This is a genomic window from Desemzia sp. FAM 23990, assembly GCF_045528485.1.
Classification (GTDB): domain Bacteria; phylum Bacillota; class Bacilli; order Lactobacillales; family Carnobacteriaceae; genus Desemzia.
Genome location: NZ_JBGQQW010000006.1, coordinates 71,228 through 84,982, shown reverse-complemented (window position 1 = coordinate 84,982; position 13,755 = coordinate 71,228). Strand labels below are relative to the sequence as shown.

Here is a 13,755-nt window from a genome sequence, read left to right as displayed (position 1 = left end):
GTAGGAAACAGTTATTTTGGTTTGTGAAGCTGGCAAAACAATAGCCAACCAGCTTTATGTGACAATTGAGGTAAAATCAAAAATAAAACAAAGAGAGTTTTTAATGTATTGTATTTATTTAACGAATAAAAAAACTCTTTTTCATTAATTTATAACGGCTTTCTGTTACAATAAAAATAGAAGATTCTGAAATCAGTGCACTGGAGGAAATGAAAATGAGTAAAGGTTGTACATTTTATTTTGTTCGTCATGGACAAACGTATTTTAATCATTACCGAAAGATACAAGGGTGGAGTAACACACCATTGACAGAAGAAGGTACGGAAGATGTGTATCGTAGCGCTAGAGGATTAGCGGATGTAGAATTTGATGCAGTGTACACAAGTGACTTAAGCCGTACGGTTCAAACAGCAAGTATTATTTTAGAAGAAAATAAACAGGCTGAAAATTTAAAAATTGAAATGATGCCGGAATTCAGAGAAGTCTTTTTTGGTTTCTTTGAAGGTGAAAATGTAGACGTCGCTTGGGAAACGATCAACCAAGAACTGAATTATCCTTCCATTCCTGAAATGTTTGCACAGGCAAGCATTCCCGAACGAATGAATGCGACTAAAAAAGCTGATCCGTATCACGATGCAGAAGATTTTTTAACCTTCTGGACCAGAATTGAAGAAGGGTTGATGAAACTGATCAGTAAACATCGTGATACTGGAGACAAAGTATTGGTAGTGGCTCATGGAAATACCATCCGCTACTTACTGAATAATTTAGTAGCAGAGCTAGAAAATCCGCAACCTCTTTTAAACGCAAGTGTCTCTATTGCTTCTTATCAAAATGGTGCTTACCATTTGGAAAAATACAATGAAGTCAGACACTTTAAAGATTTGAAAGAATAAGCTGAGCAAATCAGTTATACACATTCAGTTGAGTACAACTGGATGAACAACAAATATGGAGGTACAGCATTGACTACACCTAAAGGACTTGTATTTTTTGATTTAGATGGAACGTTATTGAATGCTAAATCAGAGTTGGATCAAGAAATCAGTGAAGCATTAGAAAGTATGAAGCGAAAAAATATTATTCCATTTGTAGCGACTGGCCGCAGTCCGATTGAGATTGAACATGTATTGGAAAATAGCCCGATAGATTCTTTTATTACACTGAATGGCCAATATATTGTTTATGAAGGAAAGGAAATATACCGAAGTGCTATTCCGAAAAAATTGATGAATGAATTGAAATCTGCTACCGATAAGTATGACTTTCCTTTATCTATGTACACACATGATAAAATCCGCACGACGAAGGATACTCAAACAATGATCACCGCTTATAAAAATATCCATACGAAACCACCTGAAGTGGATGCTGCTTTTCATTTGAAGGAAGAAGTATTGATGGCGCTGATTATTAATGATGATCCTAGTTACGATGAGGATTTTCGTTCTAAATTTCCTCAATTGTCTTTTTACCGCAATACACCGTATAGCGTAGACACTATTATTAAAAACAATTCCAAAGCAACTGGGATCAAAGAATTAGAAAAATTACTAGGCCTTGAAAATGTTCCAACGTATGCTTTTGGAGATGGTCCAAACGATAGAGAAATGATTGCCTATGCTGATTATGGTATCGCCATGCAAAATGGAGTGGATGAAGTAAAAGAAGTAGCTGATTACGTTACCTCATTTAGCAATGTAGAAGGCGGCATTATAGAAGGTTTGAAAAAATACAATTTAATTTAGCAGTTGTATTTATTTCGATAAGCAAATCCCATTCGCACTTTTGTGAATGGGATTTGTTGCATGGTGGGGGATAGTCCACTATTTTGCCTTATGGTGATTCAAACTGCAATGATCATCATTCAGTGTCTCTGGATGATGATCAAACTAAGCTTATCATCATAGCAATTTACTCCATCAGCTTTTATACACAAAATGGCTGAAACATTTAGTCCTCTGTTCATAAATAACCCTTTAAAGGAGCGTTTAGAATAGGGGAGAACCACTTGACCACAACAGCTTTTGTTTAGAAAACAAAAAAAGCAGTAAATACTGACAAATCAGTATTTGCTGCTTTTTTATTGTATGGAGACGAGGGGAGTCGAACCCCTGTCCAAACATAACGACACCTAGACGTCTACGTTTATAGTTATACTACTTAAAAGTTCGCTTAGTATTAGCCGCACAACAGGCATCGTACTTTGCTAGTCTGATAATCTCTTCTAAATCTTGCAGACGGAAAGATTTAGTGTATCCCACTGATTATAGGACCCTTACTCGAGTACATGGGCGATACCGAGAGGATCTACACTAAGCTGTTATTACGCAGCTAAAGCGTAAGAGTTATTATTGTTTTTAGCAGTTATATTTAACTGTAACGTTTTTACGTAGCCGTAACCTACGAAACGCGATCCAAGCTCGACCTATGCCTGTCGAATCCGTAACGCCCCCGAAATAAAAGGGAGTACAGACTTAGTACCTAAAGTACTATAATAGTCATCTATCTAACTCTGCAACTATCATACCACATCTACTAATCAAAAGAAAGTATGTTCGCTCCGGAAATAAAAAAAAGAAAGCTTAAGCTGCCTTTTAAGCAGACTATAAAACTTTCTTTTCTGTCATGCAAGTCCATTATAACCATTGCTTGTTGATTTTGATATAAATGTCTTTAACGTTTTGAGTTGTAACGATATAAGCTGTAACAATTAAAATCATCCATTTCCAGTAAATTACTGGCAAAGCCACAAAGTCAAAAAACGTACCTAGCGGGCTACCAGGAATCCAGATAGCTGCTGCAATAACAGCTAGTGTTGAAGGAATCACACTCATACTAGCTCTGCTTTGAATAAATGGAATTTTTTCGTTTGAATAATATGCACAACGACTGTCTGAGTAATCAATCCGATAACAAACCATCCTGAATGGAATAAAGGTGCATCTTGCACAGAGTTTACTTGGAAAACAAACCACATCAACAAGAAAGTCAAAATATCAAAAATGGAACTGATTGGTCCAATGCTGAAAGTAAATTTCAGCAAATCAGCAGTTTTCCAAGTAGCTGGTTCCATGAGATTTTCAGAATCCATTTTGTCCCAAGGAATGGCTAATTGTGCAACGTCATAAATCAGATTTTGAACGAGCAATTGGATAGAGAGCCCTTCTATTTGAGTGTGTAATTGTGCCAAAAAAGTTTTTTCTGTCAGATAACCGATTTCTTTTAGTTGGTTATTTTTTGATTTTTTTTCGGTATAAATAGAATTTTTTTGTTTACTATTATGTTTTCCTCCTTGACTTAAAGGAAAATAAGCGTGCTACATCATCAGCCGAATAAAATGGGTTATGGTAGCATGACTTATTTCTCTTTTAGTTTTCCAATCACTAGCAGAGCTTTGTTCCATACTCTTTCACCTCATTTTTATCGTTTATTTTGAAACGAATCTGTAGGACTTCTATATGATGGTTTACCTTCGTAGTACAGAATGCAAAACAACAAAAAAGCATACACCCCATCTGACGACAGAGTATATGCTTGAATATCCAATCCAAATAAAGGGTAAACATTCCATATCTAGATAATATTTTTTTGCATGTTAAAAAAACATTATGCCTTCTCCATCGTTGAGTTTTAGCACTATATGGCGTAGATTGTTCAACAGCTACGTTAAGAATGACCTTGCGTCGATCATTCCTGTTGACCCATTGGTGTCTCTCGACGTTTTTGTGCAGCAGCGTTTTTCCATATAGGAGCCTCGTCTAACAGAAGCTTTATTCATTTCGTTTGCCATGCTAGTTCAAAAAAATTTATAAGTCAAGTTTGATGGAAGAAAAATAATCATTTAAAAAAGCCTAATCAGTCAATCTTTAAGTAATACTTACGGATTCACAGTCAATGTAAAAAGTTTCATTTGCCGATATACTAGTATCATATTTATTAAATTGGTATCATATAACGATACTTGTGTTGCTTTAATATCATTAAGAATAAGAAAGGAGAAAAGACGGTTTAGTTAGAAAAAATGAAAGCGGTATCTGTTGTGACATATGAAGAATGGGAGTGAATAAAATGGAAAAAGTAATTGATGTACATCCAGATAATCTGGCTACTAGAAAGCCTGCTAAATATCGGACAGCTAAAGTTTGGCAAATTGGAGCTTTTGCACTAAATAATACAGCAACAAACGCATTTATGTTTTTAATGACTTTTGTATCCTATTATGCAACAGGAGTTGTTGGATTAGGAACTGTCTTAGTTTCAACGCTCATTACAGCTAGTCGTCTCTGGGATGGTGTTACTGATCCAATTATCGGTCTTTGGATTGATAAAACTGATGGTAAGTTAGGGAAATTCAGACCGTTTATGATTTCTGGTTATGTTGTTATGACCATTACCACGTTATTATTGTTTTTTACCAATCATTTAATTCCAGAAAACTTACGTTTGGCTTAATTTATAGTGTTGTATTTGATTTATATTGTTGGGTACACTTTCCAGACAGCTTGTACAAAATCTGGCCAGTCGGTATTAACCAATGATCCAAATCAACGGCCATTATTCTCTACATTTGATTTGTCTTATACGTCTTTATTCTTTGCTGGTGCTGCTGTTTATGTATCAAATTATCTAGAACCAAAACATGGTGGTTTTAATGAAGCTTTCTTTGCTGAATTTGTTATCACAGTAGTGTTAATGGTAGGAGTGTTAACTTTACTGGCAGTTGCTGGTATTTGGAAGCATGATAGAACAGAAAATTTTGGTACAGGTGGAAAACAAGAAAAAATTGGTTTAAAAGACATGTTTGGGATTTTAAAAGGGAACCGACCTTTACAAATGTTGATTGTTGCTGCGGCAACTGATAAGTTAGCCTTAACAGTTGCAAATAATGCTATTGTAATGGTCTTGTTATTTGGTGTCGTAATCGGGGATTATGGATTGTATGGTCAAGTATCAGCTTACACAATGATTCCTTCTTTGATTATTATCCAAATCGGTACAAGATATGCTCGTAAATTAGGTTCTAAGCAGGCTTTAGTAACTGCAACATGGGCATGTATCATTATTTACTCTGCGCTATTTGCTCTATTGTTACTAGGAGATCCTTCTCAAATCAGCTTTGATAACATGGGATTCATGACAATCGCTTTCTTAGTATTGTTTATTCTAGGTAATGGTGTGAAAACAGTATCAGGTGGGATTGTTATTCCAATGATTCCAGATATTACAGATTATGAAACCTATAAAACAAGCCGTTATGCACCTGGTGTAATGGGAACGATCTTCTCATTTGTGGATAAAATGATTTCTTCTTTTGGACAAACCATTATTGGTATTACTTTAGCCTGGGTCGGCTTTACTGAAGTATTCCCCACAACGGAAACTCCCTATACAGAAAATATTTTCTGGGTAACGATGTTGTTGTTCATTGGTTTATTGATTCTTGCTTGGATTGCTTCATTAATCGCTATGAGATTTTATGAATTAGATAGCAAACGAATGGCTGAAATTCAAGAAGTATTAGAAGAAAGAAGAATTGCTGGCAAATAAAGAAACAGAATAAAGCTTTTAATAAAGGATGGTAAGTACCAATGTGAAAATGGAACTTATCGTCTTTTTTGTTACAATGAATTCAAATAAGTTTCTGAGTCAATTTTGACAGCTTATTGTTTGTTATAAAGAAGGACAGATTGAATAGGAAATTAGAGGATGATCTAAATGATAATTCCAGAAAAAATAAATGCTTTGGTACATGTAAAAGGCCAATACTATAGTCTTAACTATCATTCCCATCAGCAATATGAACTGTATTTTTTCCATCAGGGAAAATGCAGATACCTGATCAATAATCAAATTTATGATTTGCAACGAGGAGATATCATTGCTTTAGATGGCACGGAACTTCATAAACCACATGTGCTTGAAGAGAGCGAATTATATGAACGCAGTATGATTCACTTTTCTGCCGCTTGGATAGAGAGTAGTCTGAAAGAATTAAATGCTCTTTATTTATTAGACGTGTTCAGAGATTTTCCACACCAAATTTTTCGCATTGAAGATCAAGAGTGCTACAATAACATCATCGAATTGGGTAAAAAATTAGCTGATTTATCTAAAGAAGAATTTACAGTTACGCAGGAAGCAGAGATAAAACTCGTCTTAAGCATGTTTTTGTTGAAAGTCTATCAAGCAAAGCGCAAACCAATCGTGTGGATGAAAGAAATAAAAAGCGAAAAAGATAAGTATGCTGAAAAAATCGCGACTTATTTGCAACAGCATTTTACTGAAAAAATCACTATTGAGAAACTGTCAAAAAAATTAAATATCAGCAAATCATATATTTCCCACGTCTTCAAATAATCTACTGGTTATTCTGTGATGGAATTTTTAATGGATTACCGTTTAGTTCAAGCCAAATTTCAAATAGAAGTTTCCGGAGCTAAAAAGACTTTAAAAGAAATAGCTTACGATTGCGGATTTGAAAGTGATGCGCACTTTAATCGTTTCTTTAAGAAAAAGATAGGTATGACACCCAATAGATATCGAAAAGAAGTTGAAGCTAATATGACCGCTGGTTCAAATCACGATTAAAAAAGAAAAGGAATTTTTATTTATGTTATATCCAATTGCTACTGAAAGTCGTACATTGACTGATTTAAATGATGTCTGGAAATTTTATCTAGATGATGAAACAAAAGAAATAGACGTAACGAAGCCATTAGTGACCGATGCTGTAATGGCAGTACCGGGCTCATTTAATGACCAAGGAGTTCTTTCAGAGATTCGCAGACATGTTGGAACAGTTTGGTACGAAAAAGAGTTTACGATTGCAAAGCCTTTACTGTCTGAAAGAATTGTCTTGCGTTTTGGGTCAGCAACTCATAAAGCGGCCGTTTATGTAAACGGCCAAAAAGTGGTAGAGCATACTGGAGGATTTACACCTTTTGAAGCCACTATCAATGACGCACTAGTAAATGGAAAAAACAGGGTAACCGTATCTGTCAACAACATTTTAGATTACACGACACTGCCTGTTGGAAATTACAGCGAAACCACTGACGAAAACGGAAATGTGATTCGCAAATCAAGTGAGAATTTTGATTTCTTCAACTATGCCGGTCTACATCGTCCAGTAAAAGTCTATACGACTCCACATAATTATATAGATGATATCATCATTTCTCATCAAGTAGATGGGAATGCTGCAAAAGTCTTTACTGTAGTGCGAACTGCTGGTCAATTTGATTAGGTAAAAGTTACTCTTATAGATGAGGAAGGAGAAGTCGTTGCCAGCAGCAAGGGTGTAGAGTCGGAATTGACAGTCGAAGATGCTCATTTATGGGAACCAATGAATGCATACCATTACATTGCTCGAGTGGAAGGATTTATTGCTGGAGAATTGATAGATGTCTATGAAGAGCCTTTTGGTATCTGGACTGTTGAAGTTGGGGACGATCAATTCTTGATCAATGGAAAACCGTTTTATTTCAAAGGTTTTGGAAAACATGAAGACACTTATCTCAATGGACGCGGCTTGAATGAGACGGCTAATGTACTGGATTTGAATTTGACGAAATGGATCGGAGCCAACTCATTCCGTACATCTCACTACCCTTATTCAGAAGAGATGATGCGTTTAGCAGATAAAGAAGGAATTGTAATTATTGATGAAACTACAGCTGTCGGGTTATTTTCAGCATTTGATTTTATGTTGTCTGGTGAAGGAAAAACTGCTAATACATGGGATACGATGGATACAACTCAAGCTCACGAACAAGTTATTCGTGAACTAATCGACCGCGATAAAAACTTAGCTTGTGTTGTTTTATGGTCCATTGCCAATGAACCTGCTCTTCATGAAGAAGGAGCTCGCGAATATTTTGAACCGCTAATCAATTTGACGAAAGAATTAGATCCTCAAAGTCGTCCGATAACGATTGTCAATATCATGATGTCGACTCCAGATAAAGATTTGGTAGCCGATTTATTGGATGTCATTGCATTGAATCGTTACTACGGTTGGTATGTACAAACTGGAGATTTAAAAGCCGGTGAAAAAGCTTTGCGTGCTGAATTAGACTTGTGGAAGGATATGTATCCTGGAAAACCTGTGATGTTCACTGAATATGGGGCAGATACTGTTCCTGGTTACCATGCTATTGATGACATTCCATTTACAGAAGAATATCAAGTACGTTATTACGATACGTACCACAAAGTTTTCAATGAGTATGAACAGGTGATTGGAGAACAATTGTGGAATTTCGCTGACTTTGAAACAAAAGTGGGCATCAACCGCGTTCAAGGGAATAAAAAAGGAATCTTCACACGCGCAAGAGAACCCAAAATGATTGCACATGTTTTAAAACAACGCTGGACAGCTATTCCAGATTTTAATTACAAAAATAAGAAACACCTATAAAGTACTCAGCACAGAAACTTACCTGTTTTCTGTGCTTTTTTTGTAGAGTAAACGGTGCACTTGTGTAAAAGTGACTTTGTAACTCTTTAATAGTTAAAACCATCAATTAGGGAATATAGTCTAATTATTGGCGGTTCTATTCTGTTTATCTGTGATGTATGGATGAAATAATGCAAAAAAATCAAAAAAATACGCTTTCACAAAACAAATATGTTGATTTTTTCACAAAAATTTTGTATGCTATCTATGAAGTTATTAAGAGAGCAGGTATGGATACATAAAGCTGTTTTGACAACTTTGAAAACGGATAGCAAAATATGGAGGTAAGAAGTATTATGAGTAAATCAATTAAAAAAAGAAACTTGTTTTTTGGAGTTTGTGCATCAGTGATCCTATTGGCAGCTGGATGTGGAAGTGATGATACTGCTACAGAAAGTGAATCAACAGCTTCTTCCGCTGCAGAAAGCACAGAAGTAGTAACAAGCGCATCTATCAGCAACGATCCTGCAGATGTATTAGCTGGACTTAGCGAAAACGGTACATGGATTTATGCGATTACAGAAGATGTTACTGTAGATGAAGATATTATGGTAGCTGGAACTTTCCATGATGGCGGGGAAGACAGTGGAGATGTATACCGTAAATTAGCTTTATATGCACAAGATGACGACCGCAATGTTACAGATGAATTTACTTTAACTGCTCCATCAATGACTGTTGAATCTCCAAACTTCAGAATCCAAAATGGTACATTTGCTGGAGATGTGATCGTTAAAGAAGAAGGGTTCGAACTTGCTGGATCAACTGTTGAAGGAAACGTGACATTTGATTCTCAAGAATTAATGGACTCTGCTAAATTAGATGAAGGTACAGTAACTGGAGAAATCACAGTAGCTGAATAACACCTCACAAAACATGAAAAAATTGGAACTCTCTTGTCTTTGCTCCTAGAAGACAAGAGAGTTCTTTTTTGACGTTCCAAAACAATCTGTTTGTTGTATACAATTAGTAGTGCCAAGCTATTGCTTTTGGTAAAATAAACTTAACAAAGTGCAAGACAACAGAGGGTGGGGATCTTATGACTTCAAAAGAAGTATTATTGTTATTAACAGATCAATGGGCAGACTGGGAGGCTGCTTATGCCATAGCAGAAGTAAATTCTGCAGCAAATTATTCGGTGAAGACTATTTCTTTTGATAAAGAATCCAAAACGTCTATTGGCGGGTTACGTACCGAGATTGATTATGATATTAAGGAGTATACGAATTTCAGTCGTTTGGCGTTAGTGATCCTGCCTGGTGGGTTTTCTTGGGCAGACAATCGATATGATGAAATAGCCGAATTTATCAAACAAGTTCGAGACCGACAAATTCCTATTGCTGCTATTTGCGGGGCAACCATTTTTCTAGGAAAACATGGCTTTCTGGATCATATAAAACACACTGGAGACAATTTTGAATTTTTTGAAAAACAAAGCGGGTACCGTGGGGAAACTCATTTTTTGGATGAACAAGTAGTCCGAGATGATGATGTCATCACAGCAAATGAAACAGCAGCGGTCGATTTTGCTTATGAAATCTACAAACTATTAAAAATCGATGATTTAGAAGAAATTGACGCATGGTACGATAATTTCAAGAATGGGTTTGTGAGAAAAGGGTCCAATGAAAAATAAATCAGCAAAGATTTAGGAAGGGAAACTATTTAATGGTATTCTAGATACTGTAAGTTAACATACAGTAGGGGGAAATTTCATGGAGACCATCACATTAGCAAATGGGTTAAAGATACCACTAGTTGGTACTGGGACGAACACGTATGGAAAAGAAGGCAATCAGTACAATGGAGAGTTGAATGGGGACTTCAGCGCTTTGGAACAAGCTATTCAATCAGGATATCGATTGATCGATACAGCTATTTCTTATCGAAATGAAGCTGGTGTTGGAGAAACTATTTCTGACAGCGGAGTGCTGAGGGAAGAGTTTTATATTACGACTAAAATTCCGGCAGATGAAGCTTATATCGGTACAAAAGAAGCGGTAGAACAAACAGTAATAAATAGTTTGAAGAACCTTCAAACAGATTACATTGACTTGTATCTGATTCATCATCCCATTGAAGATGAAGATAAATTAAAACACACTTGGGAAGTGCTGGAATCATTTGTAGACAACGGAAAAATCAAATCTATCGGTGTATCGAATTTTGATATTGATTTGTTGAAAAAGGTGCAGCAATTTGCACGTATCCAACCAGCTGTAAACCAGATTCAATCCAACCCGCATACTTGGAATAATGAAGTCATCGAGTATATGCAAAAAAATGACATTGTCGCAGAAGCTTGGGGACCGTTAAGTAGAGTAACAGATGAACAGATTGCTAAACTCAATAAAATTGCTGAAAACTACGGCAAAAACTGGGGACAAGTCTTGCTGCGTTACCAAATCCAAAGAGGTGTAGTCGTGATTCCTAAATCACACAATAATGAGCGACAAACTTCCAACTTGGAATTATTTGATTTTGAATTGACTGATGAACACATGATCATTATTGAATCGCTGTAAAATGAAAGAGTTGTCCGCTTAAGAGAAAACTGCTTAAGCGGGTAGCTCTTTTTTAATACCTGATTAATATTCTTCAGGTATCCATTCAGTAATTGGCTGGTGACGATAACGAGTGAGGTCGACTTTTCCCGACCGCGTCAGCATGATACCTTCAGACAACAGACGATCTTTTTGAGTAAAAGATCCCACCTCATCTTTTATAGCAATCTCTCCTTTGGCATTAATGATCCGATGCCATGGCAAATCATGTTTTTGACTCATTGAATGTAAGATGCGGACTACTTGACGCGCTCCGCGTGGATTACCAGCAAGAGCAGCAATTTGACCATAAGTCATTACTTTTCCAGTTGGAATAGAGCGGGTGATCCGAACTACACGTTCTGTAAATGTTGTCATATGTATGGGTCCTTTCTAATTTAGAGGTTATTGACTATAACAGCAAGCGCCGCTGATCATAGTTCGTTTCTCAACTGACTTTGACAACACCTCTCTTCAGCTAAAGTTATTTAGATGATGGAGTAGCCCTAAAAAAGCTGTCTTTAGTTCATTTTAGCGTTAAAATCACAAAAAAACCATCCATTCTTAAATTGGACGGCTTTTTAAAATTGAGTAAACTAGAAGAAGCTGTTGGTCAACGTTCCTAAACCACTGATGAGCACACTAATCGTATCTCCTGAAGAAATCCAATTAGATTCGGGTAAACGACTGTTCCCTTCCAGGACACCTTCAGGGGTTCCAGTAAAAATGAGGTCTCCTGGTAAAAGAGTCATATATTGAGAAAGCAAACTCACGATTTCTGCGCAACTGAACAGCATATTTCGAGTATTGTTGTGTTGATATAACTCTCCGTTCAGCGTTAAGGAAATGTCTAAGTCATCAGGATCTACCTCATCTTTTGTGACAAGATAAGGGCCAACAGGCGCAAAGTAATCCAGCATTTTTCCTACTGATTGAGATTGGGAAGATTCTTGTAAATCTCGTGCCGATAAGTCGTTTCCAATGGAATAGCCTATGATATGCTTCAGAGCTGTTTCTGAAGAAATCATTTTTGCTTTCTTTCCGATCACTATGACCAGTTCCGCTCCAAAATCGTACTTCTCAGCAAAAGTAGGCAGAGGAATATTTTGATTGTGTGCTGCTAAACTATTCTTAAATTTTCCACCAAATGAAAGTACGGTCGGGACCGATTCAATTTGCTCGGAAGCATGCAGTAAATAGTTGTAATTGACCGTAATGATTTTGCCTGGTTGGGTGAAGATAGGCAAGAAATAGATATCTTCTTCATTGATGTAAACATTGGAAAGCTGTTTTTCCGATACTTTTTGCTGTAAATGTTTTAGTTGTGCTAACCCATTTTGTGGATCATTAAAAAGTGCATCCATAGAATCAACAGAAGGCTCATTTAGGACTTTAGCAGCTCTACGAACATCTAAAATACCTTGATTCGTTTTGATGCCTATCTTTTCAATATTTTGTTTTTTAAAATGAACGATTTTCATCGGATCACCTTCCTATTAAAAGAAGTATAAAAGAATCTGAGTTGAAATTCAAAAAGACTGCTTTTCACAAATGGAAAAGCAGTCTGAATTTCCCGCTAACATATTTCTGCTCTATAATGTAAAGTACCGAGCCTAATGCGCACGAAACAAGAGTGTCTAACGGAAATAACGATTCCGGCCATTCAAAGTAAGCAGACAAAAGCCAAAAATACAACATTTGGACAATAAAGATAGCGTATGATCTTTTACCCAGAAAAATGAGACCTTGTTTGATAACATGCATTTTAAAAGTTGAGAGACACTTCAAACCTAAGTGAAAAATGAATACAGTGTAGAAAAAGGATAACGGATTTTGCCCTCTCCAAGAGGTCTCGAACGAATATAAAGGCACCGAAATGTCAAAATAATGAACTACCAAAAGATACCAAATACTAAATATAGCTCCTATTTTCATTAGTTTGTCTGCATAGGAACGATGACCATCAAAGACGTACCACACGCCCAAAGCGAGTGCAAAAAGGTATCGGAACGCTAATAATCGATACAAGAAACCAGGCATATCAAAAGAATAGGAAAAGTATTCATACCCCAAGTTTCCGATAAAACTAAATATCAGCATGGTCAGCGGGGTGGTTTTTTTTGCCAACATATAAAGCAAAGGCAATACAAGGATGGCTTGAATCATAATAGAGATGTAATAGCCTCCATAACCTCCGCGTCCGATCAAGTAAAAGAAAAAGGAGTGCTCTTCAGGGCCAAAAACAGCCTGTAAAGCGTAAATAATGAGAGCTATCGGCAAGAGCCGATACAATTTTTTCAAAAGAAAAATGGGGCGATAAAATTCTGATAAAGACGTTAGAGCATGTCGATTATAAGATTGAGTTTGATTGTAGCCTGAAATAATTAGAAACAAAGGGACTGCTTGCAGTAAATAAAAAGGGCCGCCGATTTTTTGTAACGCTTCATCGTTGAAACTGTGAATCAAGACAACAAAAATGATTGCTATACCCTTCATCACGTCAATATTCTTATTGTACTTCATTTCTAAATATGTGCCTCCTGAATGATTATTTGTTTATCATAACCAATTCCATTCTTGAAGTAAATTTTTTTTTTAATAAAAGCACAGCAAATCAACCATAAAAGCTCATCTTTGGCTTTTTTGCTTATGAGCGGTATAATAGAAGAGTAAAGAAATTATCGTGGGTAAGATTCATACAAATGCAGAAAGTAAGTAAGGCATTCAATGAGTTGCGGTGATTCAAAAAAT

12 protein-coding genes, 1 other RNA gene, 2 pseudogenes and 1 riboswitch are annotated in these 13,755 nt (G+C 36.2%); of the genes and pseudogenes, 9 read left to right on the top strand and 6 right to left on the bottom strand.

Annotated elements, in window-relative coordinates; genetic code table 11:
* Window positions 1-215: 215 nt before the first annotated feature.
* Both ACEN4I_RS03815 and ACEN4I_RS03810 read left to right on the top strand, forming a co-directional pair.
* A complete protein-coding gene (locus ACEN4I_RS03815) occupies window positions 216-896 on the top strand; it encodes a histidine phosphatase family protein (RefSeq protein WP_407095919.1) in 681 nt (226 codons plus the stop codon).
* A gap of 69 nt (window positions 897-965) precedes the next feature.
* On the top strand, window positions 966-1,748 hold the full coding sequence (locus tag ACEN4I_RS03810; protein ID WP_407102185.1) for a Cof-type HAD-IIB family hydrolase: 783 nt from the start codon (window positions 966-968) through the stop codon (window positions 1,746-1,748).
* A gap of 340 nt (window positions 1,749-2,088) precedes the next feature.
* Here ACEN4I_RS03810 and ssrA read toward each other — a convergent pair.
* From ssrA to ACEN4I_RS03795, 3 genes are all read right to left on the bottom strand, one after another.
* Window positions 2,089-2,456: a transfer-messenger RNA gene (gene ssrA / locus ACEN4I_RS03805) on the bottom strand.
* A 183-nt stretch (window positions 2,457-2,639) separates the two neighbouring features.
* Window positions 2,640-2,837, bottom strand: a complete 198-nt coding sequence (locus ACEN4I_RS03800; protein WP_407095929.1) for a hypothetical protein — start codon at window positions 2,835-2,837, stop codon at window positions 2,640-2,642.
* A complete protein-coding gene (locus tag ACEN4I_RS03795) occupies window positions 2,834-3,193 on the bottom strand; it encodes a cation transporting ATPase C-terminal domain-containing protein (protein ID WP_407095930.1) in 360 nt (119 codons plus the stop codon). The genes ACEN4I_RS03800 and ACEN4I_RS03795 overlap by 4 nt, the downstream gene beginning before the upstream one ends.
* A gap of 417 nt (window positions 3,194-3,610) precedes the next feature.
* A riboswitch (M-box (ykoK) riboswitch) is annotated at window positions 3,611-3,776 on the bottom strand.
* Between the two features lie 280 nt (window positions 3,777-4,056).
* Here ACEN4I_RS03795 and ACEN4I_RS03790 point away from each other — a divergent pair.
* From ACEN4I_RS03790 to ACEN4I_RS03760, 7 genes and pseudogenes are all read left to right on the top strand, one after another.
* Window positions 4,057-5,550, top strand: a pseudogene (locus ACEN4I_RS03790) (MFS transporter).
* A 168-nt stretch (window positions 5,551-5,718) separates the two neighbouring features.
* The gene (locus tag ACEN4I_RS03785) at window positions 5,719-6,360 is read left to right on the top strand and encodes an AraC family ligand binding domain-containing protein (protein WP_407095931.1); all 642 of its coding nucleotides are present in this window, start codon (window positions 5,719-5,721) and stop codon (window positions 6,358-6,360) included.
* A gap of 15 nt (window positions 6,361-6,375) precedes the next feature.
* The gene (locus tag ACEN4I_RS03780; protein ID WP_407095932.1) at window positions 6,376-6,591 is read left to right on the top strand and encodes a helix-turn-helix domain-containing protein; all 216 of its coding nucleotides are present in this window, start codon (window positions 6,376-6,378) and stop codon (window positions 6,589-6,591) included.
* A 22-nt stretch (window positions 6,592-6,613) separates the two neighbouring features.
* Window positions 6,614-8,422, top strand: a pseudogene (gene uidA / locus ACEN4I_RS03775) (beta-glucuronidase).
* 335 nt (window positions 8,423-8,757) lie between these two features.
* A complete protein-coding gene (locus tag ACEN4I_RS03770; protein ID WP_407102183.1) occupies window positions 8,758-9,324 on the top strand; it encodes a polymer-forming cytoskeletal protein in 567 nt (188 codons plus the stop codon).
* Between the two features lie 176 nt (window positions 9,325-9,500).
* Window positions 9,501-10,097 (top strand): type 1 glutamine amidotransferase family protein, encoded by a 597-nt coding sequence (locus ACEN4I_RS03765; protein WP_407102182.1) that lies wholly within the window; start codon window positions 9,501-9,503, stop codon window positions 10,095-10,097.
* Between the two features lie 79 nt (window positions 10,098-10,176).
* Entirely contained in the window at window positions 10,177-10,986 is an 810-nt protein-coding gene (locus tag ACEN4I_RS03760) for an aldo/keto reductase family protein (protein ID WP_407102181.1), read from the top strand.
* A 63-nt stretch (window positions 10,987-11,049) separates the two neighbouring features.
* Here ACEN4I_RS03760 and ACEN4I_RS03755 read toward each other — a convergent pair whose 3' ends face one another.
* From ACEN4I_RS03755 to ACEN4I_RS03745, 3 genes are all read right to left on the bottom strand, one after another.
* Window positions 11,050-11,382, bottom strand: coding sequence for an MGMT family protein (locus ACEN4I_RS03755; RefSeq protein WP_407102180.1), 333 nt, complete (start codon window positions 11,380-11,382; stop codon window positions 11,050-11,052).
* Window positions 11,383-11,600: 218 nt separating this feature from the next.
* A complete protein-coding gene (locus ACEN4I_RS03750; protein ID WP_407102179.1) occupies window positions 11,601-12,485 on the bottom strand; it encodes a fumarylacetoacetate hydrolase family protein in 885 nt (294 codons plus the stop codon).
* A gap of 64 nt (window positions 12,486-12,549) precedes the next feature.
* Window positions 12,550-13,527, bottom strand: coding sequence for an acyltransferase family protein (locus tag ACEN4I_RS03745; protein ID WP_407102178.1), 978 nt, complete (start codon window positions 13,525-13,527; stop codon window positions 12,550-12,552).
* Window positions 13,528-13,755 lie beyond the last annotated feature (228 nt).